Annotated in this window: 19 protein-coding genes; 12 read left to right on the plus strand and 7 right to left on the minus strand. The window is 73.4% G+C overall.

The window, feature by feature from the left end:
* Positions 1-38 precede the first annotated feature (38 nt).
* Positions 39-656, minus strand: coding sequence for a DUF4126 domain-containing protein (locus tag ACSNOB_RS26395; RefSeq protein WP_436689363.1), 618 nt, complete (start codon positions 654-656; stop codon positions 39-41).
* Between the two features lie 71 nt (positions 657-727).
* On the opposite strand from ACSNOB_RS26395, the gene nucS reads away from it, so the two are divergent.
* Positions 728-1,387 carry an endonuclease NucS gene (gene nucS, locus ACSNOB_RS26400; RefSeq protein ID WP_076472317.1) on the plus strand — a complete coding sequence of 220 codons (660 nt, stop codon included), beginning with the start codon at positions 728-730 and terminating at the stop codon, positions 1,385-1,387.
* Between the two features lie 33 nt (positions 1,388-1,420).
* On the opposite strand, the gene ACSNOB_RS26405 is transcribed toward nucS, so the two are convergent.
* Entirely contained in the window at positions 1,421-2,917 is a 1,497-nt protein-coding gene (locus ACSNOB_RS26405) for an aldehyde dehydrogenase family protein (protein ID WP_436689366.1), read from the minus strand.
* A gap of 315 nt (positions 2,918-3,232) precedes the next feature.
* On the opposite strand from ACSNOB_RS26405, the gene ACSNOB_RS26410 reads away from it, so the two are divergent.
* The 7 genes from ACSNOB_RS26410 (at position 3,233) to ACSNOB_RS26440 (ending at position 9,871) form a co-directional block, all read left to right on the plus strand.
* Positions 3,233-3,877, plus strand: coding sequence for an FHA domain-containing protein (locus ACSNOB_RS26410; protein ID WP_436689368.1), 645 nt, complete (start codon positions 3,233-3,235; stop codon positions 3,875-3,877).
* A gap of 72 nt (positions 3,878-3,949) precedes the next feature.
* Entirely contained in the window at positions 3,950-5,017 is a 1,068-nt protein-coding gene (locus ACSNOB_RS26415) for an alpha/beta fold hydrolase (protein WP_436689370.1), read from the plus strand.
* Positions 5,018-5,199: 182 nt separating this feature from the next.
* On the plus strand, positions 5,200-6,990 hold the full coding sequence (locus ACSNOB_RS26420; RefSeq protein ID WP_436689372.1) for a 3-hydroxyacyl-CoA dehydrogenase family protein: 1,791 nt from the start codon (positions 5,200-5,202) through the stop codon (positions 6,988-6,990).
* A gap of 41 nt (positions 6,991-7,031) precedes the next feature.
* Complete coding sequence (locus ACSNOB_RS26425) at positions 7,032-7,526, plus strand: SigE family RNA polymerase sigma factor (protein ID WP_436689374.1); 495 nt, start codon at positions 7,032-7,034, stop codon at positions 7,524-7,526.
* Positions 7,523-8,602 (plus strand): hypothetical protein, encoded by a 1,080-nt coding sequence (locus ACSNOB_RS26430; protein WP_436689376.1) that lies wholly within the window; start codon positions 7,523-7,525, stop codon positions 8,600-8,602. The genes ACSNOB_RS26425 and ACSNOB_RS26430 overlap by 4 nt, the downstream gene beginning before the upstream one ends.
* A gap of 66 nt (positions 8,603-8,668) precedes the next feature.
* The gene (locus tag ACSNOB_RS26435) at positions 8,669-8,995 is read left to right on the plus strand and encodes a hypothetical protein (protein ID WP_436689378.1); all 327 of its coding nucleotides are present in this window, start codon (positions 8,669-8,671) and stop codon (positions 8,993-8,995) included.
* Between the two features lie 66 nt (positions 8,996-9,061).
* On the plus strand, positions 9,062-9,871 hold the full coding sequence (locus tag ACSNOB_RS26440) for an alpha/beta hydrolase (RefSeq protein ID WP_436689380.1): 810 nt from the start codon (positions 9,062-9,064) through the stop codon (positions 9,869-9,871).
* 24 nt (positions 9,872-9,895) lie between these two features.
* Here ACSNOB_RS26440 and ACSNOB_RS26445 read toward each other — a convergent pair whose 3' ends face one another.
* The 5 genes from ACSNOB_RS26445 to mce all read right to left on the minus strand — a co-directional run bounded on the left by ACSNOB_RS26445 (position 9,896) and on the right by mce (position 17,425).
* Entirely contained in the window at positions 9,896-11,002 is a 1,107-nt protein-coding gene (locus ACSNOB_RS26445; protein ID WP_436689389.1) for an AI-2E family transporter, read from the minus strand.
* 294 nt (positions 11,003-11,296) lie between these two features.
* Entirely contained in the window at positions 11,297-13,576 is a 2,280-nt protein-coding gene (locus ACSNOB_RS26450) for a hypothetical protein (protein WP_436689382.1), read from the minus strand.
* 174 nt (positions 13,577-13,750) lie between these two features.
* Positions 13,751-15,022, minus strand: a complete 1,272-nt coding sequence (locus ACSNOB_RS26455; protein WP_393110326.1) for a cell division protein DivIVA — start codon at positions 15,020-15,022, stop codon at positions 13,751-13,753.
* Positions 15,023-15,313: 291 nt separating this feature from the next.
* Complete coding sequence (gene ccrA, locus ACSNOB_RS26460; protein ID WP_436689391.1) at positions 15,314-16,669, minus strand: crotonyl-CoA carboxylase/reductase; 1,356 nt, start codon at positions 16,667-16,669, stop codon at positions 15,314-15,316.
* Between the two features lie 285 nt (positions 16,670-16,954).
* Complete coding sequence (gene mce / locus ACSNOB_RS26465; RefSeq protein WP_393110328.1) at positions 16,955-17,425, minus strand: methylmalonyl-CoA epimerase; 471 nt, start codon at positions 17,423-17,425, stop codon at positions 16,955-16,957.
* A gap of 62 nt (positions 17,426-17,487) precedes the next feature.
* Between mce and ACSNOB_RS26470 the strand changes: the two genes are divergently transcribed.
* The 4 genes from ACSNOB_RS26470 (at position 17,488) to ACSNOB_RS26485 (ending at position 22,150) form a co-directional block, all read left to right on the plus strand.
* A complete protein-coding gene (locus ACSNOB_RS26470; RefSeq protein ID WP_436689385.1) occupies positions 17,488-18,687 on the plus strand; it encodes an acetyl-CoA C-acetyltransferase in 1,200 nt (399 codons plus the stop codon).
* 231 nt (positions 18,688-18,918) lie between these two features.
* Entirely contained in the window at positions 18,919-19,854 is a 936-nt protein-coding gene (gene meaB / locus ACSNOB_RS26475) for a methylmalonyl Co-A mutase-associated GTPase MeaB (protein WP_436689393.1), read from the plus strand.
* An 86-nt stretch (positions 19,855-19,940) separates the two neighbouring features.
* Positions 19,941-20,354: an Asp23/Gls24 family envelope stress response protein gene (locus tag ACSNOB_RS26480; protein WP_436689395.1), complete on the plus strand. Its 414-nt coding sequence runs from the start codon at positions 19,941-19,943 to the stop codon at positions 20,352-20,354.
* Between the two features lie 107 nt (positions 20,355-20,461).
* The gene (locus tag ACSNOB_RS26485; RefSeq protein ID WP_436689387.1) at positions 20,462-22,150 is read left to right on the plus strand and encodes an acyl-CoA mutase large subunit family protein; all 1,689 of its coding nucleotides are present in this window, start codon (positions 20,462-20,464) and stop codon (positions 22,148-22,150) included.
* The last annotated feature ends 4 nt before the right edge of the window (positions 22,151-22,154 follow it).

Genomic DNA, 22,154 nt, shown 5'->3' on the forward strand with positions numbered 1-22,154 from the left:
CCCCCCCCCCCCACGGCGCGTCGGCCGGCGTACGGCGGTCAGACCCGGAAGCCGGCGGCCCGCGCCGCCGCACGTTCCCGGCGGCGGTCGGACCGGCGACGCAGGAACCAGAAGAGGAACAGGACCAGCCCGGCAAGGAACGCCAGCACCAGCACCGGCAGGAGGATCGCCACCACCGACACGACCACGCTCGTGGCGTCCTCGGCGGTGCTGGCAACGGGGGCGCCGACGCCGGCCGTGGTGGCGTTGATGACCGGCCGGGCGGCGGACTTGAGCAGGTGCACGCCGAGGGCGATCAGCACCCCGGTCACCACCGGGACCCACTGGTTCGAGGAGAAGAAGCTTCCCGGGTCGCTCACCGTCACCGTCTCCGACGAGGCTCCCGCGCCGAAGGCCAGGCCGCCGGCGGTCGGCCGGACGACGGTCTGCACCACATCGTTGACGTGGTCGACCACGGGCACCTTGTCGGCCACCACCTCGATCACCAGCAGCACCGCCAGGATGGCGACCACCCAGCCGTTGCCGAGCCACTGCCAACCGGCGGGCAGGTCGATCAGGTCGGTGTAGCGGGCCAGCAGCCCCATGGTGAGCAGGGGGATGTAGGCGTTCAACCCCGCCGAGGCGGCGAGGCCGGTACCGGTGAGAACTTCGAGCACCGTCTCAGCATCGCACCGGCACGCCAGTGCCGCTCGCTGGCGCCGGCCGGGGTCTCGGCTACCCTCGTCGGGTGCGGTTGGTGATTGCGAAGTGCTCGGTGGACTACGTCGGACGGCTGTCGGCTCACCTGCCGCCGGCCACCCGGTTGCTGATGGTGAAGGCGGACGGGTCGGTGTCGATCCACGCCGACGACCGGGCGTACAAGCCGCTGAACTGGATGAGCCCGCCCTGTCGGCTGGAGGAGGCCCCCGGCGTCTGGCGGGTCGTGAACAAGGCCGGCGAGGAGCTGCGGATCACCCTGGAGGAGATCTTCCAGGACACCTCGTACGAGCTGGGCGTCGACCCGGGCCTGCGCAAGGACGGCGTGGAGGCGCACCTCCAGGAACTGCTGGCGGCCAACCCGGAGACGCTCGGCGAGGGGTTCACGCTGGTCCGGCGGGAGTACATGACGGCCATCGGCCCCGTCGACCTGCTCTGCCGGGACGCCAACCAGGGCGCGGTGGCGGTGGAGGTGAAGCGGCGTGGCGAGATCGACGGCGTGGAGCAGCTCACCCGGTACCTGGAGCTGATGAACCGCGACCCGCTGCTCGCGCCCGTCGCCGGCGTCTTCGCCGCGCAGGAGATCAAGCCGCAGGCCCGCGTGCTCGCCACCGACCGGGGCATCCGCTGCGTGGTCGTGGACTACGACAAGCTGCGCGGCATCGAGCGGGACGAGCTCACTCTCTTCTGACGCCGTCCGCCCGGTCGATCGGTTATCCGACAGTCACCTGCCGTACATCGTCTTGATGGCCCGCACGAGCCGGGCGACGTCGGCCGGCGTCCGCTCGAAGGTCGTGGAGGCGAGCAGCGACCGGGCCCGCCGCCGGGTGATCGCCTTGGCGCGGCTGAACTCGCGCAGCCCGTCCTCGCCGTGGATGCGGCCGAAGCCGGACTCGCCGACGCCGCCGAACGGCAGCGTGGACATCCCGGCGAAGGTCAGCGTCGAGTTGACCGACGCCATCCCCGAGCGCAGCCGTCGGGCGATCGCCACCGCACGCCGCCGGCCGAAGACCGAACCCCCCAGGCCGTACGACAGGGCGTTGGCCCGGGCGACGGCCTCGTCGGCGTCGCGGACCCGGTTGACGGTCAGGGTCGGGCCGAAGGTCTCCTCGCGTACGGCGAGCGAGTCCTCCGGGACGTCCACCAGCACGGTCGGTCGCACGTACGGGGGCTGCACCGCGTCGGCGCCGCCGAGCACCGCCCGGCCGCCCCGGGCCAGCGCGTCGTCGATGTGCCGACGGATGATGTCGAGCTGGCTCGGCATGGTGATCGGGCCGATGTCGGCGTCGTCCGGGCCGACGGTCAACCGGCCGGCCCGCTCCACCACCTTGTCGACGAAGGCGTCGAAGACCGGATCGACCGCGTAGACCCGTTCGATGCCGATGCAGGTCTGGCCCGCGTTGGTCAGCGCGCCCCAGACGCACGCCTCGGCGGCGGCGTCCAGGTCGGCGTCGGCGTCGACGATCATCGCGTCCTTGCCGCCGGCCTCCAGCAGCACCGGCGTCAACGACTCGGCGCAGGCCGCCATCACCTTCCGGGCGGTGGCGGACGAGCCGGTGAAGGCGACCTTGCCCACCCCGGAACGGCAGAGCGCCGCGCCGACGTCGCCGAGCCCGTGTACCGCGGTGAACACCGGCCGCTCCGGCACCACCTCGGCGAACGTGTCGACCAGCCACTGCCCGACGGCGGGGGTGTACTCGCTCGGCTTGAACACGACCGCGTTCCCCGCCGCCAGCGCGTACGCGACGGAGCCGATCGGGGTGAAGACCGGATAGTTCCACGGGCCGATCACGCCGACCACGCCGTGCGGTTGGTATTCGAGGTGCGCGGAGAACTCGGCCAGGACGAGCCGCGAGCGGACCCGGCGGGGGCCCAGCACGCGGCGGGCGTTGCGGGCCGCCCAGTCGACGTGCTCGACGGCGGTGACGATCTCGACGACGGCGTCGGCGACCGGCTTGCCCCCCTCGGCGTGCACCAGGTCGGCGAGCTCCTCGATGCGCCGGGCGAGCAGGGCGCGCCACCGCAGCAGCCGCTCCTTGCGACCGGTGAAGCCGAGGCCGGCCCACCACTCTCCGGCCGGCCGGGCCAGGTCCACCGCCCGTTCGACGTCCTCCGCGGTCGCGATCGGGAGGCGACCGACCTCGGCGCCGGTCGCCGGGCTCGTCGAGACCAGCCGACCGTCCTCGATGACCGGGGCTCCCGGGAGATGCACAGCCGTCATGGCGGAAGTCTAGACCCGAAGATTACTCGCCGGTAGGCCACCGACCTGCCGGTCGGGCCCCGCCCGTACGGGAGGGACCGCGCTCCGCCGCCCGGCCTCGTTGAACGCGGCGGTGCCCCCTTTCCGTGAGAAGCGGCAGACGCCCCGGCGTGCCGGGCGGGGTCCCGTTCTCCGTCGGCCGGTGGCCGCCGGTCCGGTGAACCGGAGGTGTCCGGCCGGGGGCGCGGAGGTGACCACCCGGCGGTCGATGGCGACTACGGTGTGGTGGCAGGCTGACGCGCGGGGTGACCGCGTGGGGTGGAGGGCTGGCTGTCCATGGAGGAACATCCGGAACTGATGCCGTTGTTGACGGTGGCCGGCGGGGCGATGCGGGGCCTGAGCTTCCGGGTCGGCCCCGCGCGGCAGGTGATCGGGCGTGCGCCGACGGCCGACATCGTCGTGCGCGACGCGCACCTGAGCCGCCGGCACGCCGAGGTCTGGTTGACGGGCGAGGGCGCCTGCCTGGCGGACCTGGGCTCGACCAACGGCACCTGGCTCAACGACCGGCGGATCAGCGGCGTGGAGCAGTTGGCCGACGGGGACGTCATCCGGGTCGGGCGCACCGAGCTGCGCCTCTTCGACCCGGGCGTGGCGCGGACCGATCCGGTGGGGCTCACCTTCGGCCGGCCGCGCCGCGACCACCGCCCGACGCTGCCGTTGCCGATCGCGACCCCGGCCCTCCCGGGCGGCGATCCCGTCGCGATGCCGGCCCTCCCGGACGGCGACCTCGTAGCGACCCCGGCCCTGCCGGGCGGCGACGCCGTCGCGGTCCCGGCCGTCGCGGGTGCCGACGCGGTGGCGCCGCTGTCGACCCCGGCCCTCGCGGGTGGCGATCCGATGCCGCCGTCGGTGACCGCGCCGGCGCTCCCGGCCGCCGACCCGCCGCTGCCGGTGGCCGCGGTGGGGTCCACCCCGTCCTGACCCGCCGCCACACCTCCCGACCAGGGAACATGGCGGGTGGACCCATGGACGCGGCCGGGCCGCCGTGGCAGCATGCCGCGGATGGAGACCGGACAGCAGCTCGTGTCGGCGAACGGAATCACCCAGGCGGTGCGGGTGGCCGGGCCGCCGGACGGCGTGCCCGTGCTGCTGATCCACGGCAACTGCTCGTCAGCGGCCTTCTGGGAGCCGCTGGTGCGGCGGCTGCCGGACACCCTCCGGGTGGTCGCCCCCGACCTGCGCGGCTACGGGTACACCGACACCGCCCCGGTGGACGCGACCCGGGGGCTGACCGACTTCGCCGACGACGTCGCCGCGCTGCTCGACGAGCCGTCCCTGTTCCCGCCCGCCGCCCGGCCGGTGGTGGTCGGGCACTCGCTCGGCGGGGGAGTGGCCATGCGGCTGCTGGTCGACCACCCCGACCGGGTGGCCGCGCTGCTGCTCGCCGCGCCGGTCTCGCCGTACGGCTACGGGGGCACCCGCGATCTGACCGGCACGCCCACCACCCCCGACTTCGCCGGCACCGGCGCGGGCACCGCCAACCAGGAGTTCGTCAAGCGGCTGGCCGCCGGCGACCGGGGCGCGGACAGCCAGGCCAGCCCGCGCAACGTGCTGCGGGCGGCGTACGTGGCGGACCCGGCCTCGCTCGGCGAGGACGAGGAGCTGCTGCTGGACACCCTTCTCACCACGGCGACCGGCGACGACAACTACCCGGGCACGGCGGTGGACTCGGCGAACTGGCCCGGCACCGCACCGGGTCGGCGTGGCGTGCTCAACGCGCTCTCCCCGGCGTACTTCCGGGTCGCCGACGAACTCGTGGCCGTGGCCGGCAAGCCGCCGATCACCTGGATCCACGGGGACGCCGACGTGATCGTCTCGGACACCTCGCTGTTCGACCTGGCCCACCTGGGCTCGCTGGGCGTGGTGCCCGGCTGGCCGGGGACCCAGGAGTGCCCGGCGCAGCCGATGGTGGGGCAGACCCGGGCGGTGCTGGAGCGCTACGCGGCTGCCGGCGGCGCGTACCGGGAGGTGCTGCTGACCGGCTGCGGGCACAGCCCGCACCTGGAGCGGCCGGCCGAGTTCGTCGCGGAGCTGCTGCGGCTGACCGAGGGGGCGGCCTGAGGCCGGGCGACCCGACAACAGGGCCGGTCCGACGACCGGGGTCGCCTGACGAGCGGGCGGCCCGGCGGGTGGCCCGTGAAATATCCCACGGCGTCTCGACAACCGAACGTCACGTGGCAGACTCGCGCGCATAACCTTAGTGGCCGTTCATGCGGCCGTGCGGAGCATTGGGGAGGCCGGTCGTGGCGCGCGAGTTCACCAGCGTGGGCGTTGTGGGTCTGGGCACCATGGGTGCCGGCATCGTCGAGGTCTTCGCGCGCAACGGCGTCGACGTGGTCGCGGTCGAGATCTCCGCGGCCGCGCTGGAGCGCGGCCGGGCCACCCTGACCGGGTCGACGGACCGGGCCGTGGCCAAGGGCAAGCTCGCCGAGGCCGACCGGGACGCGCTGCTGGCCCGGATCGACTGGCAGGTCGGCCTGGACGCGCTGCACTCGGTGGACCTCGTCATCGAGGCGGTGCCCGAGCACCTGGACCTGAAGCAGCGGATCTTCGCCGAGCTGGACCGGGTCTGCAAGCCCGAGGCGATCCTCGCCACCAACACCTCGTCGCTGAGCGTCACCGAGATCTCCGTCGCGACCAGCCGGCCCAACCAGGTGATCGGCATCCACTTCTTCAACCCGGCACCGGTCATGAAGCTGGTCGAGGTGGTCCGGACGGTGGTCACCTCCGCCGACGTGGTCGCCGACGTCGAGGCGCTCTGCGCGCGGCTGGGCAAGGTCGACGTCACCATCAGCGACCGGGCCGGCTTCATCGCCAACGCGCTGCTCTTCGGCTACCTCAACCACGCCGTCGGCATGTTGGAGTCGCACTACGCGACCCGCGAGGACATCGACGCGGCCATGAAGCTCGGCTGCGGCCTGCCGATGGGCCCGCTGGCGCTGATGGACCTGATCGGCCTGGACACCGCGTACGAGATCCTGGACACCATGTACCGGCGCGGCGGGCGCGACCGCCGGCACGCCCCGGTGCCGCTGATCAAGCAGATGGTCACCGCGGGGCTGCTCGGCCGCAAGTCCGGCCGGGGCTTCTACACCTACGAGCGTCCGGGCTCCCCGGTCGTCGTACCGGACGAGCAGACGCCGGCGGCGACGGAGTCGGCGCTCGCCGACGGCGCCCGGGCCATCGCCAAGGTCGGCGTGGTCGGCTCCGGGACGATGGCCACCGGCATCATCGAGGTCTTCGCCAAGGCCGGATACGAGGTCGTCTCGGTGACCCGGGGCGCGGAGAAGTCCGCCAAGGTCTTCGAGGCGGTCAAGACCTCGCTCAACAAGGGCGTCGTGCGCGGCAAGGTCAGCGAGGCCGACCGGGACGCCGCGCTCGGCCGGATCAACTGGTCGGCCACCCTGGAGCACCTCGCGGACGTCGACCTCGTGGTCGAGGCCGTCGTCGAGGAGCTGAGCGTCAAGAAGGCCCTCTTCGCCAGCCTCGACGAGATCTGCAAGCCGGGCGTCGTGCTCGCCACCACCACCTCGTCGCTGCCGGTGATCGACGTCGCGATGGCCACCCAGCGGCCCGCCGACGTGGTCGGGCTGCACTTCTTCAACCCGGCCCCGATCATGCCGTTGGTCGAGATCGTGCAGACCATCCGCACCTCGGCCGAGACCACCGCCACCGCCCGCGCGGTCTGCGCCGCGCTGGGCAAGACGGGCGTGGTCTGCGGCGACCGGTCCGGTTTCATCGTCAACGCGCTGCTCTTCCCGTACCTCAACGACGCGGTGAAGATGCTGGAGGCGAGCTACTCCACCGCCGACGACATCGACCACGCGATGAAGCTGGGCTGCGGCTACCCGATGGGCCCGTTCGAGCTGCTCGACGTGGTCGGGCTGGACGTCTCGCTGGCCATCCAGCGGGAGCTCTACCTGGAGCTGCGGGAGCCGGGCTTCGCGCCCGCGCCGCTGCTGGAGCACCTCGTCACGGCCGGCTACCTGGGCCGCAAGAGCGGCCGCGGGTTCCGCGACCACACCCGGCGCTGACCCCGGTCAACAGCGGGCGCCGGTGACGGCGTCCTGAGGGTGTGACCTTCGAGGAGTACGTCACCAGCCGCGGGCCGGCCCTGATCCGGCTGGCCCGGCTGCTGACCGGGGACGCGCACCGCGCCGAGGACCTCACGCAGGACGTGCTGGCCCGGGCGTACGTGCACTGGCGCAGGATCGCCCGAGCCGACCGGCCCGACGTGTACGTGCGCCGGATGCTGGTCAACGCCAACGCCTCCTGGTGGCGTCGCCGATCCAGCCGGGAGCTGGCCGTGGACACCTTCGCCGAGCGGGCCCACCGCGGCGACCTCGGTGGCGAGGCGGCCGACCGCGACGAGATGTGGCGGCTGATCCAGATGCTGCCCGACCGTCAGCGTGCCGTGTTGGTGCTGCGCTACTACGAGGATCTGGACGACGCCACGATCGCCCAGATCCTCGGCTGCTCGCAGGTCACCGTCCGCACCCATGCGATGCGGGCGCTCACCCACCTGCGGGAGCGCTGTGGCCTCCCGACGAGCAACGGGAGCCGGCCTTGACCGACCTGGACGAGCGGATCGCCGCGGTGCTGCGGGAGCGCGCCGAGGGGGAGACCGACACGCACCGGCTGCTGTTGGCCTCGCGGGCCCGGGGCCGCCGCCGCCAGCTGCGTCGCCGGGCCGCCACCGGCACGGCGCTGGCCCTGGTCGGGGTGCTCGGCTTCGTCGGGGTGGCCGGCACCGACCTCGGCGGTCTGCCCGGCCGGCTGCCGTGGACGGCCGCCACGCCCGGCGTCGCCGCCCCGGTGCCGCCGAGGGCCGACGGGGTGCCGGGCGTCGCCCAGCGACCCGACCTGGTGGGCACCGACCCGGGGGTGCTCCACCTCGGCGTGGACCCCAGCCAGGCTCGCTACCTGGGCTGGGCCGTCCACCGCTCGAGCCAGGTCGAGTCGATCCAGTTCAGCGTGGGGGGCGGACGGCCGGTCCGGGTCGAGGTGAGCCGCTCCGCGCAGGCGATCAAGGAGCTCCGGATCGACGGCGTTCCCATCCAGCAGGCCGTGGTCCGGCTGACCTTCGACGGCGCCGTCCGGCAGTTCGGGGGTAAGGCCGGCGGGCTGGTCAAGGCGTGGCAGCCCGTTCCCGGCCTGTACGCCCGGGCGAGCACGCTCGGCGGCGACCAGAGCGCCCTTGCCGAGGCCGTGGATGCCATCCGCTGGGACGAGGCACGACGGTGCGGGGGGCCGCTGCGGCTGAGCGCCCTGCCTGCGGGTACGACGATGAGCGCCTGCTCCGTCGACGTCACCGCCTACCCGGGCGGTCTCAGTGTCAGCTTCACCCTCCAGCGGGAGCCGTCGGCGGTCATGTGGGTGCGGCTGCTGTACGGGGCGCAGATCGGGGAAAGCACGACCGAGAGCAACCACGCGGTGGGTGGCCGTCCCGCCTACCTCTACCCGGACGGTACGAAGCTGGAACTGCTCGGCATCCCGAAAGCGCACCTGACCGCCGAGTTCGGTTCGCCGTTGCCCGGCATGGACCCGCCCGAGGGGCACCCGGGCTTCACGGCGGCCGACGCGACGAGCGTGCTGGCCGGGACACAGGTGGCGAAGGATCTGACCGACCCGGATACCTGGGAGTGACCGGCGTCGTCGGCCGGGCCGCCCGACGCGGGCCGGTCCGGCCGACGGCCCGTACGCTTGGCAAGCGTGAGCCCCCGTCGCAACCGACCCCGCCGCGATGAGACGGCGCACCTCGACTCCGACCGGGTCCGCCAGGGCGTCGCCTCGGTGCAGCAGTGGCGCGACGGCGAGTGGCAGGTGCGCGGGGTCGGCGGTGGCGCGTCCACCAAGACGTACCGCTGTCCCGGCTGTGACCAGGAGATCCGGCCCGGGGTGGCGCACCTGGTGGCGTGGCCGGCGGACGGCCGGGGCGACCTGACCGACCGGCGGCACTGGCACAGCGGGTGCTGGCGGGCCCGGGACCGGCGCGGGCCGGCGGTCCAGCGCGGCCGGGGCGCCCCCCGCTACGGCTGAGCGATCTGGATCACCCTGTTTCCGCCCCGCCCGGCGCTTGCCGGCGGCACGGGTGAGACTGGAGGGGTGAGCACACCGATCCGCGCGTCCACCATCCTGCCCGGGCGCCGCGAGGACATCGAGCTGCACACCGCGGACGGCCTGCGGCTGGTCGGCGAGCTGGCCCGGCCGCTGGACCGGGAGCCGGTGGCCACCCTCGTCTGCCTGCATCCGCTGCCGACGCACGGCGGGATGATGGACAGCCACGTCTTCCGCAAGGCGGCGTGGCGGCTGCCGGCCCTGGCCGACCTGGCGGTGCTCCGCTTCAACACCCGGGGGACCACCAGCCTGCGCGGCACCAGCGAGGGCGCCTTCGACAACGCGGTCGGCGAGCGCTTCGACGTCGCCGCCGCGATCGAGTACGCCGAGTTCCACGAGCTGCCGGACATCTGGCTGCTCGGCTGGTCGTTCGGCACCGACCTGACCCTGAAGTACGGCTGCGACCCGGCGATCACCGGGGCGATCCTGCTCTCCCCGCCGTTGCGCTTCTCCGCCCCGGCGGACCTCGACCACTGGGCCGCGTCCGGCAAGCCGCTGACCGCCCTGGTGCCCGAGTTCGACGACTACCTGCGCCCCGACGAGGCGCGGGAGCGCTTCGCGGCGGTGCCGCAGGCCGAGGTGGTCGGGGTGCCCGGCGCGAAGCACCTCTGGGTCGGCGACGCCGAGACCGTGCTGGACGAGGTGGTCCGCCGGGTCAACCCGGCCGCCGCCGTGCCGCTGCCCACGACCTGGGACGGCCCGGTGGAGACGGGGGACGTCAGCGCGTACGCCGACCGCACCGTGGCCTCCTTCGCCGACCGTCCGGTGCCCGGCCCGCCCGCCGGTCAGGCCGGCTGACCGGGGGGGTCGACGCCGGCGGGGTCAACGGGACTCCTGCCGGGGCAGGATCACCTCCCGCAGGATGAGCTGGAACGCGGCCACCGCCGGAATCGCGATCAGCGCGCCCACCACGCCCAGCAGGGACGCGCCGAGCAGCGCCGCGACCAGGGCCGCCACCTCGTTGACCGCCACCGACCGGCGCATGATCTTGGGATAGATCAGGTAGTTCTCCACCTGCTGGTAGACCAGGAAGAACACCGCGCAGGCGATGCCGATCCGCAGGTCGGTGGCGAAGGCGACCAGGCTGACGATCACCGCGCCCAGGGTGGCGCCGATCTGGGGGATCAGGTCGGTCACCGCCACCACCACGGCCAGCGCGAACGGGTACGGCAGGCCGACGACCAGCGCGAAGACGAACGTGGTCGCGCCGGCCAGCACGGCGATGCTGATCGCGCCCACCATGTACGCGCCGACCTTCGCCAGGATCTCGTCGCCGATCAGCCGCACCCGGTCGCGGCGGGACCGGGGCACGAGTGAGTAGCCCAGGTCGCGGAGCCGGTCGAAGTAGACCAGGAAGTAGATCGTCAGCACCAGCACGGTCAGCCCCCGGAACACCGTGCCGAAGACCAGCTGGGCCCCGCCGAGCACCCCGCCCAGGGCCTGGCCGACCCGCTCCGCGTTCGCCGCGTCCTGCACCCGCTCCATCAGGTCGTACCGCTCCACCAGGTCGTTGACCGTCCGGTTGCGGCGCAACTCCTCCAGGTAGCTCGGCAGCTGGTCGATGAACTGCCCGGTCTGCGTGACGATCGGCGGCACCAGGGCGAACAGGCCACCGCAGAGCAGCAGCACGACGGTCAGCGCGACCGCCGCCACGGCCGCGCCGTGCGGCAGCCCCCAGGAGCGCAGGCGGACCACGGCGGGGTGCAGGCCCACGGCGAGGAAGAGCGCGATGACCACCAGGATCAGGATTCCGGCCGCGTTGCGCAGGCCCAGAAAGAGGGCGTACGCGAGCAGCACCCCGGCCGCCCCGGTGAAGCCGACCAGGAAGCTGCTGCGCCGCAGCGGTCGCCCCGGCGTGCCGAACCGACCCGAGCCGACGACCGGCTGCGCGGTGCTGCCCGCCGCCGACGCCTCGGCCTCGGGCACCATCCCGGCCGGTTCCCGCCCCGGCCCGGCGGCCGGGTCCGGGGTGGGGCCGGGCTCCCGGTCGGCGCCCGACGCCGTCGGTCCGTCCTGTGCCATCCCGGACCTCCCTGGTCGACTCCCGCCGGCACCTGCTGAAGCGCCCGGACACGGGATCCGTGTTCGGAGGCTCCGATCAGGAGCGTAGTGGCCGTTCAGGCGCCGACCGACCCCGTCCTTTTCAGGGTGGGCGGCGTCGGCCGGGCGACCGGCGGCAGGCCGGCCGGGCAGGAGTCGCCTCCCGCCCGGTGGCCGGCGCGGTCAGTCCTTCTCGACGACGACCTTGCTCGGCTTGGCGCTGCGCTCGTCGGTGGTCGGCTTCGCCGGCCGCTTGCCGTTCTCGCCGGTGCTGGTGATCTTCGTCGGGGTGGCGTCCCGGCCGCCCTCGCCCGGCACCGCCGCCACGGTCGGCTCCCCGTCCACGCCGGCGCTGGCGGTGCCGCCGTCGACGGTGGTCACGGTCGCGACCCTGGCGTCGTCCGGCTGCCCCGCGTCGGCCGGCTCGATCCGGCCCTTGGCGGGCTGCCCGGCCGCCGCCGGCTCCACCTTGGCGGGCTTGCCGTCCGCGGCGGGCACGGTTTCCCTCTTCGCGCCACCCGCCGGTGCCGCGTCCGCCCCGGCCGGCGCGGTCTCCTTCTTCGCGCCACCCGCCGGCGCAGTGCCCGCCCCGGCCGGTGTGGTTTCCTTCGCCGTGCCCGCCCCGGCCGGTGCGGTTTCCTTCTTCGCCGCGCCCGCCCCGGCGGTCGTCCCGTCGCTGCGGGACGCGGAGGCCCCGTCCGCCCCGGCGGTCGGCGCCTTCGCCCCGTTCGCCGTGGCCGTGCCGGGCGCGGTCGGCGTCGGCCCGCCGTCGGCCACCGCCGCGGCGGCGCCGTCGGTCCCGCCCGGCCGGTCGGCCGCACCGAGCAGCCCCAGCCGGAGCTCGGCCACCTGCCGCTGGAGTTCGTCGGACTCCTGCCGCGACTTCCAGGTCTCCTGCCGCAGGTCGGCGAGCTGCTGCTGGGCCTGGGCGATCTCCAGCATCACCTGGGCGAGCTGCTGGCGGCCGGCGGCGGCCTCCTGCTGCGTGGCGGCGAGGTGCTGCTGGGTGGTGGCGAGGTGCTGTTGCGTGGTGGCCGCGTACTCCTCGAACTGGCGTCGGGAGGTCGCCACGTGCTCGTCGGCCCTGCGCCGCTTCTCGGCCGCCTCCGACTCGGCCCGGCTGAGCAGCGCCGCGGCCTCCTCCTCGGCCTGCCGGCGCATCATCAGCGCGTCGCGCTCGGCGGCCTGTCGGACGGCGGCGGCGCCCTGCTCGATCTCCTGCTTCCGGCTGGTGTACTCCGACTCCAGCGTGGCGCGGCGCGCCTCGAAGCCGGACTCCAGCTCGTCGTGCCGGTTCTTGTGCTGCGTCTCCAGCTCGGCGAGGCGGGTCTTGTACTGCTTCTCCAGCTCGTCGCGGCGCTTGGTGAACTCCTGTTCGGCGGCCGACCGGCGCTGGGCCAGCTCGCGCTCCGCGGCCTCGCGGCGGCTGTTGACCTCCTGCTCCACCCCGGCCCGCCAGGCGCCCAGCTCCTGCTGCGTCTGCGCCCGGGCCTGCTGCACGTACGCCTCGGTCTCCGTGCGCATCCGCTGCACGTACGCCTCGGTCTCGGCGCGGTTGCGCTTGGCCGCCTCGGTGGCCTGGGTGGTGAGCCGCTCCGCCTCCTGGCGGGCCTTGTTCCGGGTGGCCCGGCCGGCCTCGGCGGCGTCGTCGATGATCTGCTTCGCGTCCCGCTGCGCCTTGGCGTGGGTGGCCCGGCCCGCCTCGGTGGCCTGGTCGATCAGGCGCTTGGCCTCCTGCTGGGCCTTGGCGTGCACCTCCTTGGCCGCCTCGCGCAGCTGGGTGGCCTCCTGCTGCGCCGTGGCGTGAGCCTCCTTGGCGGCCTCCCGGAGCCTGGTCGCTTCCTGTTGGGCCCGGTGGTGGATCTCCTTGGCCGCGTCCCGCAGCTGGGTGGCCTCCTGCTGGGCCTTCGCCAGGGCCTCCTGGGCGGCCTTGCGCAGCCGCGCGGCCTCCTCCTTGGCGGTCCTGACCGCGGCGTCGGCCTCGGCCCTGCGGGCCGCGCTGTGCCGCTCCTCCTCCGCCCGGCGGGCGGCCAGTGCGATCTCGAAGTCCTTGAGCGCGGTGGCGGCCTGCTCGCGGGCCTCCTCGACGATGTGCTCGGCGGCGGCCCGGCGCGCCTCGATCTCCTCGTTGGCGGCGGCCAGGATCGCGTCGGCCTGCTCCTCGGCGAGGGTGAGGATCTGCTCCACCCGCGGGCCGAGGTGCCGGAAGGAGACGTTCTCCAGGGCGCCGGACGACTTGCGTGCCTGGGCGAGGTCGCGCTGGAGTACCTCGACCTGGCCGGCCAGCTTGTGGATTTGTGTGTAGGCCTGTTCCCGTTCGGCCGCGAGGGCCGCGATCTCGTGCTCCGCACGAGCGACGTACCGGTCGACCTGTCGTTTCTCGTACCCCCGCAGAGCGGACTCGAAGCTGGGCTCCGTGGTCACGTCCCCGCCGAGAGCGAACAGTTCCTCGCCGTGCGACATGCCCCCATCCTCACACGCATCCGGGCCTGCTGGGGCGATACGGACGCCGTGGATGGGACCTACTTCACTGCCGTCACGCCCGGGCAATTCCCTGACCGGGAAACGCATACGGCGCGGGGCGCACCGGTCACCCGGTGTCACCCCGCGCCGTCGGTCATGCCCCGGTCGGGTCGGTCAGTTGGACGTCTCGGCGGCCACCCGCTCGTCCGCGCCGTCGGCCTTCTTCGCCTCCGGCTTGGCGGGCGCGGCGGGCGCGGCCGGCGGCGCCGCCGGCACGCCCGGCACGATCCCGGCGAGGCCGGAGAGCATCTGGCCGAGCTGCGAGGTGACGGCGTCCTTCTGCCGGGTGAGGTCCTCGACCTCGCGACGCGCCGCCTGGGTGGTCAGCTCGGCCTCCGTGCGCGCCTCGGTGAGCAGCCGCTTCGCCTCGGCCTTCGCCTCGCTCAGCGTCTTGTCGGCCAGCGCCTTGGCCTTGTCGACCGTCTCGTTGGCGGTGCGCTCCGACTCGACCCGGCGGGCCTCGGCGCGCTGCTCGATCTCCTTGGCCCGCTCCTGGGCGGCGTGGGCCCGCTGCTCGGCCTCGCTGACCAGCTTCTGGGTCTGCGCGACCTGGGCCGCGTGCCGCTCCGACTCCTCGCGCTCGGCCTTCTCCCGGCGCTCGGCGAGCTGGAGCTCCAGGGCCTGGAGGTCCTTGTCGCGCTTGTCCCGCGCGTCCGTGAGCAGCTTGGTCGCCTCGGCGCGCTTCTCCTCGGCCTCCCGGGCGGCCTTCGCCCGCTGCTGGGTGATCTCCCGCTCGGCGGTCGCCCGGAGGGTGGCGACCTCGCGCTCGACGGTGGACTTCAGCTCGGCGACCTCGTGCGCCGTGACCGTGCGCAGCTGCTTCGTCTCCCGCTCGGCGTCGGCGCGCAGCGTGTCGGCCTCGCGCCGGGCCTGGACGCGGACCTCGGCGGCCTCCCGCTCGGCGGCGGTGCGGACGCTGCCCGCCTCCCGCTCGGCGCTGGCCTTCATCGCCGCCGCCTCGGCCCGCGCCTTGTCGGTGATCTCGCGGGCCTCGAGGCGCGCGGCGGAGAGGATGCCCTCCGACTCGCGCTTGGCCTCGTTGCGGTGGTCGTTGGCCTGCTCCTCGGCCAGCCGGAGGATCTGCTCGACGCGGGTGCCGAGGCCGGAGAGGGTGGGCCGGCTGTTCTCCTCGAGCTGCTTGTTGGTGTCGGCGAGCTTCTGCTCCAGCGCGCCCATGCGCTGTTCGGCCTGACGGAGCCGGCGCTGGGCGTCGTTCATGCGCTGCTCGGCCTCGGCGCGGGCCTGCTCGGACTGGGTCAGCGCGGCCGTCATCCGGCCGATGAAGTCATCGACCTGGTGGGTGTTGTAGCCGCGCAGGCCGACGGTGAAATCGGGCTGTGAGTTCGCGTTATCGAAGAACGCAAGAGGGGAGGACTGCTGGGGCATTGGGACATACTCGCAGACTCCCCAGGGTGCTTCGCAAGAGCGGTCCCGAGCTTTCGTGTCCTCTTTACATGGTCAACTGCCGGCGCGTCGGAAGCCCGGACCAATCGGCGATCTTGGCAGGTCCAGGGCGGGTCGGACGGCACGGAGAGTGACTACGGAAAGGGCCGCGGGAGCGTCCCCGCGGCCCTTTGTCGCGCCATGGTCCGGGTCACTCGAATGAGCGCCGCCGCATCGGTGGGGAAAAGGCGATCGCCGTTCGCCGCAATGCCGACGGCGGGTCGCCCCGTCGGGTCAGTGGCCGCGGAAGCGGTTGATCGCGTCCTCGTGTCGGGAGCGCAGCTCGCGGTCGCGCACGCCCAGCCCGTCGGCGGGGGCGAGGCAGCGCACGCCGACCTTGCCCTGGTGGGCGTTGCGGTGCACCTCGTACGCGGCCTGGCCGGTCTGCTCCAGCGCATAGGTCCTCGACACGGTGGGGTGGATCTTGCCCAGCGCCACCAGCCGGTTGGCCTCCCATGCCTCGCGGTAGTTGGCGAAGTGGCTGCCGACGATCCGCTTCAGGTGCATCCAGAGGTAGCGGTTGTCGTACTGGTGCAGGAAGCCGCTGGTGGAGGCGCAGGTGACGATGGTGCCGCCCTTCTTGGCCACGTAGACGCTGGCGCCGAAGGTCTCCCGGCCGGGGTGCTCGAAGACGATGTCCGGGTCCTCGCCGCCGGTCAGCTCGCGGATGCGCTCGCCGAAGCGGCGCCACTCGTCCTGGTCCTGGGTCTGCTCGTCCTTCCAGAAGCGGAAGCCCTCGGCGGTGCGGTCGATGACCAGCTCGGCGCCCATCTTCCGGCACAGCTCCGCCTTCTCGGGCGAGGAGACCACGCAGACCGGGATCGCGCCGCCGTTGAGGGCCATCTGGGTGGCGTAGCCCCCCAGGCCGCCGGAGGCGCCCCAGATCAGCACCACGTCGCCCTGCTTCATGTTCGCCCCGTGGTGCGACACGAGCTGCCGGTACGCGGTGGAGTTGACCAGGCCGGGGCTGGCCGCCTCCTCCCAGCTCAGGTGGCGCGGCTTGGGCATCAGCTGGTTGGCCTTGACCACGCACAGCTCGGCGAGGCCGCCGAAGTTGGTCTCGAAGCCCCAGATCCGCTGCTGCGGGTCGAGCATGGTGTCGTCGTGCCCGGCCGCGTCCTCCAGCTCCACCGAAAGGCAGTGCGCGACCACCTCGTCGCCCGCCTTCCACCGGGTCACCCCGGGGCCGGTGCGCAGCACCACGCCGGCGGCGTCCGAGCCCACCACGTGGTACGGCAGATCGTGCCGGCGGGTCAGCTCGGACAGCCGGCCGTAGCGCTGGAGGAACTTGAAGGTCGGCAGCGGCTCGAAGATGCTGGTCCAGACCGTGTTGTAGTTGATCGCGCTGGCCATCACCGCGACCAGGGCCTCGCCCGGCCCGAGCTCGGGCGTCGGCACCTCCTGCACGTGCAACGCCTTACGCGGGTCCTTGTCCCGGGTGGCCATCCCGTCGAACATCCGGGTTTCGTCCGCCCGCACCACCACGCCGCGGTACGACTCCGGCACCGGCAGGCCGGCGATGCCGGCGAGCTCCCGTTCCGGTTGGTCGGATCCCTCCGCCGCCATGATCGCTTCGAGGATGTCCTGCACGTCGACCTCCCGTTCGTCCGCACCCGCGCACGCGGGCCTGGGTGCTGCCATCGTCGGCGCGAGTGCGACCGCCCCGCCATGTCGGCATCCGACACATCCGGCGACCGGTCGCGCTCCTGTGGGGCGGGACGTTACTGAACGGTAGCTAGGGCCGGAAGTCCTCTGTGAAAAACTGCATTGGCCGATGCGTGGAGGTGTCCGGGCGGCGGTCGTACCGCGCAGTGTCGCGCTCGGAGCCCGGTGGCGCACCGGCCCCCACCCGCGTGGTGGGGGCCGGTCGTGGCGTCAGTGCGCGGCGGGCTCGACCAGCTCGACCAGCACCCCGCCGGCGTCCTTGGGGTGGACGAAGTTGACCCGCGAGTTCGACGTGCCGCGCTTCGGGGTGTCGTAGAGCAGCTTCACCCCCCGCTCGCGCAGCGTCGCGCAGGCGGCGTCGATGTCGGCCACCTCGTACGCGACCTGCTGCACGCCCGGCCCCTTGCGGTCGAGGAACTTCGCGATGGTCGACTCGGGCGTCAGCGGGGCCAGCAGCTGCACGCAGCCGCCCTCGGTGGTCGGGCCGACCGCCAGCATCGCCTCGCGGACGCCCTGCTCGGTGTTGACCTCGGTGTGCACGCAGCGCATCCCGAAGGTGCGCTGGTAGAAGTCGATCGCGGCGTCCAGGTCGGGCACCGCGACCCCGACGTGGTCGATGCGGCGCAGGCCGATGTCTGTGACAAAGTCGGCAGCGGTCTCGACGGGGGAGTTCTCAGCCATGGCGCTAGTCTGACCGAACAATCGTTAAGGCGTACAGGTCGGCACCCCCTCGGAGGCAGGTAATGGCTTCGGTGATCGTCAGCGGCGCGCGGACCCCCATGGGGCGCCTGCTGGGCAACCTCAAGGACCTCTCCGCGACCAAGCTCGGCGGCGTGGCGATCAAGGCGGCGCTGGAGCGCGCCGGCGTCGCCCCCGAGCAGGTCCAGTACGTGATCATGGGTCAGGTGCTCCAGGCCGGCGCCGGGCAGATCCCGGCCCGCCAGGCGGCGGTCGAGGCGGGCATCCCGATGTCCGTGCCGGCCCTGACCATCAACAAGGTCTGCCTCTCCGGCCTGGACGCGATCGCCCTGGCCGACCAGCTCATCCGGGCCGGCGAGTTCGACATCGTGGTCGCCGGCGGCATGGAGTCGATGACCAACGCCCCGCACCTGCTGCTCGGCCAGCGCGGCGGTTACAAGTACGGCGACGTGGTGGTCAAGGACCACATGGCGCTGGACGGGCTCACCGACGCCTGGGACTGCTGCTCGATGGGCGAGTCGACCGAGCGGCTCGGCGCGAAGCACGGCATCAGCCGCGAGGAGCAGGACGCATTCGCCGCGGCCAGCCACCAGCGGGCCGCCGCCGCGCAGAAGAACGGCCACTTCGCCGACGAGATCACCCCGGTGGTCATCCCGCAGCGCAAGGGCGACCCGCTGGTGATCAGCGAGGACGAGGGGATCCGCCCGGACACCACCGCCGAGTCGCTGGCGAAGCTGCGCCCGGCGTTCACCAAGGACGGCACCATCACCGCCGGCAGCTCCTCGCCGATCTCCGACGGCGCCGCCGCGGTGGTCGTGATGAGCAAGGCCAAGGCCAAGGAGCTGGGCCTGACCTGGCTGGCCGAGATCGGCGCGCACGGCAACGTGGCGGGGCCGGACAACTCCCTGCACTCGCAGCCGTCCAACGCCATCCAGCACGCGCTCAAGAAGGGCGGGCTGAGCGTCGAGGACCTGGACCTGATCGAGATCAACGAGGCGTTCGCCCAGGTCGGCATCCAGTCCACCCGTGACCTCGGGGTCAGCCCGGACAAGGTCAACGTCAACGGCGGCGCGATCGCGCTGGGCCACCCGATCGGCATGTCCGGCGCCCGGCTGGTGCTCACCCTCGCGCTGGAGCTCAAGCGCCGCGGCGGCGGCACCGGCGCGGCGGCGCTGTGCGGCGGCGGTGGCCAGGGCGACGCCCTGATCATCCACGTCCCGGGCAGCAACGAGGGCGGTCGGTGAGCGCGGCGCGCTGACCGGTCCGGTCGCCGAAACGAAGGCAGCACAGTGAGCGGGGGGGGGGTGAGCCGGTCTTGCGAGCCCCGCAGTCGCGAACAGAGGCAGCACAGTGAGCGGGAGGAGTGAGCCGGTCTTGCGAGCCCCGCAGTCGCGAACAGAGGCAGCACAGTGAGCGAGATCGTCGACAACGTCCCGGCGGGCACACCCCCGGTGCGCCGCAGCCGGGACGTGCCGATGCTGGTCGAGCGGGCGCGCGCGGGGGACCCCCGCGCGGTGGCCCGGCTGATCACCCTGGTCGAGTCGGGCGACGAGACGCTGCCGCGGATCGCGGCGGCGCTCGCGCCGTACGCCGGGCAGGCGCAGGTGGTCGGCCTGACCGGCTCGCCCGGCGTCGGCAAGTCCACCACCACGAACGAGCTGGTCCGGGCGCTGCGCGCCCGGGGGCACCGGGTCGGCGTGCTGGCCATCGACCCGTCCAGCCCGTTCACCGGCGGGGCGATCCTCGGCGACCGGGTCCGCATGCAGGACCACGCCACCGACCCGGGCGTCTACATCCGCTCGATGTCCAGCCGGGGCCACCTCGGCGGGTTGTCGGCGGCCACCCCGCAGGCGGTGCGGGTGCTGGAGGGCGCCGGCTGCGACGTGGTGCTGGTGGAGACGGTCGGTGTCGGCCAGGCGGAGGTGGAGGTCGCCTCGCTGGCCGACACCACGCTGGTGCTGCTCGCCCCGGGCATGGGTGACGCGATCCAGGCGGTCAAGGCCGGCATCCTGGAGATCGCCGACGTCTTCGTGGTCAACAAGGCCGACCGGGACGGCGCCGACGCCACGGTGCGCGACATCCAGGGCATGATCGCCCTGGGGGAGCGCGGGCCGGGGCAGTGGCGGCCGCAGGTGGTGCGCGCGATCGCCGCGCGGGGCGAGGGGATCGACGACATCGCCGCCGCCATCGACAAGCACCGGGGCTGGCTGGTCGAGCACGGCGAGCTGCGCCGCCGCCAGGAGGCGCGGGCCGCCGCCGAGATCGAGGCGATCGCGCTGGGCGTGCTCCGCGACCGGATCGGCTCGCTGCGCGACGGCACGGAGTTGCCGGCGCTCGCCGCGAAGGTGGCCGAGGGCGCCCTCGACCCGTACGCGGCGGCCGACGAACTGCTCGCCCAGCTCCGCTCCTGAGGCGGCCACCCCGCGCCCCGCCGAACTAGTACGCTCGCACCGCTCCACGGTCCCGTGGGGCGGTGTGCGGCCGAGTGGGGGAGACCATGGGCGACGAGGCGACGCGGGAGCTGTCGGTGACGCCGGACGCGGTGGCGGGCGGGAGCACGCTCGTCTCCGACGAGGTGGTGGAGAAGATCGTCGTGGCCGCCACCCGGTCCGTGCCCGGGGTGGCCGAGCTGGGCGGCGACGTGGCCCGCTTCTTCAACGCGGTGCTCGACAAGGTCGGGCTCGACCAGGTCGGCGACGCCCGGCGGGGCTGCTCGGCCCACGTCACGAACGGCGCGGCGGTGGTCAACCTGGTCATCGTGATCGAGGCGGGCCGGCCGGTGCCGCAGGTGACCGACGCCGTCCGGGCGAAGGTGACCGAGGCGGTCGAGGCGTACGGGCTGCGGGTCGACGAGATCAACATCCGGGTCGACGACGTGGCCATGGGCGGGCCCGCCGCGCCGACCACCTGACCGTCGCGGCAGCTCAGGTTACCGTCCGGTACGAGTTTCCTTAGCGATCGTTCAGGCTGGGCTCTACACTCGACGTGCAGTCGAGGACTCGAGGAGGAGCCCTGCGGATGAACGCCGACGAGATCGCAGCCGGACGGGCACGCTGGCAGGCCCGCTACGACGCCGCGCGCAAGCGGGACGCCGACTTCACCACGCTCTCCGGGATGCCCGTCGACCCGGTCTACGGGCCGCCCGAGGGTGTCGCCTACCCGGGCTTCGAGCGGATCGGCTGGCCGGGCGAGTACCCGTACACCCGGGGCCTCTACCCGACCGGCTACCGCGGGCGGACCTGGACCATCCGGCAGTTCGCCGGCTTCGGCAACGCCCGGCAGACCAACGAGCGCTACAAGATGATCCTGGGCGCGGGCGGCGGCGGCCTCTCGGTCGCCTTCGACATGCCCACGCTCATGGGCCGGGACTCCGACGACCCGCAGTCGCTCGGCGAGGTGGGCCACTGCGGCGTCGCCGTGGACAGCGCCGCCGACATGGAGACGCTCTTCGACGGCATCGACCTGGCCGCCGTGACCACCTCGATGACCATCTCCGGGCCGGCCGTGCCCGTGTTCTGCATGTACCTGGTGGCCGCCGAGCGGCAGGGCGCCGACCTGTCCCGGCTGGACGGCACGCTGCAGACCGACATCTTCAAGGAGTACATCGCGCAGAAGGAGTGGCTCTTCGACCCCGAGCCGCACCTGCGCCTGATCGGCGACCTGATGGAGTACTGCGCCCGGGAGATCCCGCGCTACAAGCCTCTCTCGGTCTCCGGCTACCACATCCGCGAGGCCGGCGCGACGGCCGCGCAGGAGCTGGCGTACACGCTGGCCGACGGGTTCGGCTACGTCGAGCTGGGGCTCTCGCGCGGGCTGGACGTCAACGTCTTCGCCCCCGGCCTGAGCTTCTTCTTCGACTCGCACGTCGACTTCTTCGAGGAGATCGCCAAGTTCCGGGCCGCCCGGCGGATCTGGGCCCGCTGGCTGCGCGAGGTCTACGGGGCGACCAGCGAGAAGGCGCTCTGGCTGCGGTTCCACACGCAGACGGCCGGGGTGTCGCTGACCGCCCAGCAGCCGGTCAACAACGTGGTGCGTACCGCCGTGGAGGCGCTCGCCGCGGTGCTCGGCGGGACCAACTCGCTGCACACCAACGCCCTGGACGAGACCCTGGCCCTGCCCACCGACGAGTCCGCCGAGATCGCCCTGCGTACCCAGCAGGTGCTGATGGAGGAGACCGGGGTGACCAACGTGGCCGACCCGCTCGGCGGGTCGTGGTACGTGGAGGCGCTCACCGACAAGATCGAGGCCGAGGCCGAGGAGATCTTCGCCCGGATCCGGCAGCTCGGCGGGGAGGGTCCGCACCAGATCGGCCCGATGACCTCCGGCATCCTGCGCGGCATCGAGGACGGCTGGTTCACCGGCCACATCGCGGAGTCCGCCTTCGTCTACCAGCAGGCGCTGGAGAAGGGCGAGAAGAAGATCGTCGGGGTCAACTGCCACACCGGCACGGTCGCCAAGGACCTGGAGATCCTGCGCATCTCGCACGAGGTGGAGCTGGAGCAGCGCCGGGTGCTGGCCGAGCGGAAGGCCAACCGGGACGAGACGGCCGTCAAGGCCGCGATCGAGCGGATGGTCGCCGTCGGCCGGACCGACGGGAACATGATCCCGGCCATGCTCGACGCCGTCCGCGCGGAGGCCACCCTCGGCGAGATCTGCGACGCCCTGCGCGCCGAGTGGGGCATCTACCGCGAGCCCGCCCGCTTCTGACCCC

It is taken from the genome of Micromonospora sp. URMC 106 (assembly GCF_051386395.1).
Lineage (GTDB): Bacteria > Actinomycetota > Actinomycetes > Mycobacteriales > Micromonosporaceae > Micromonospora.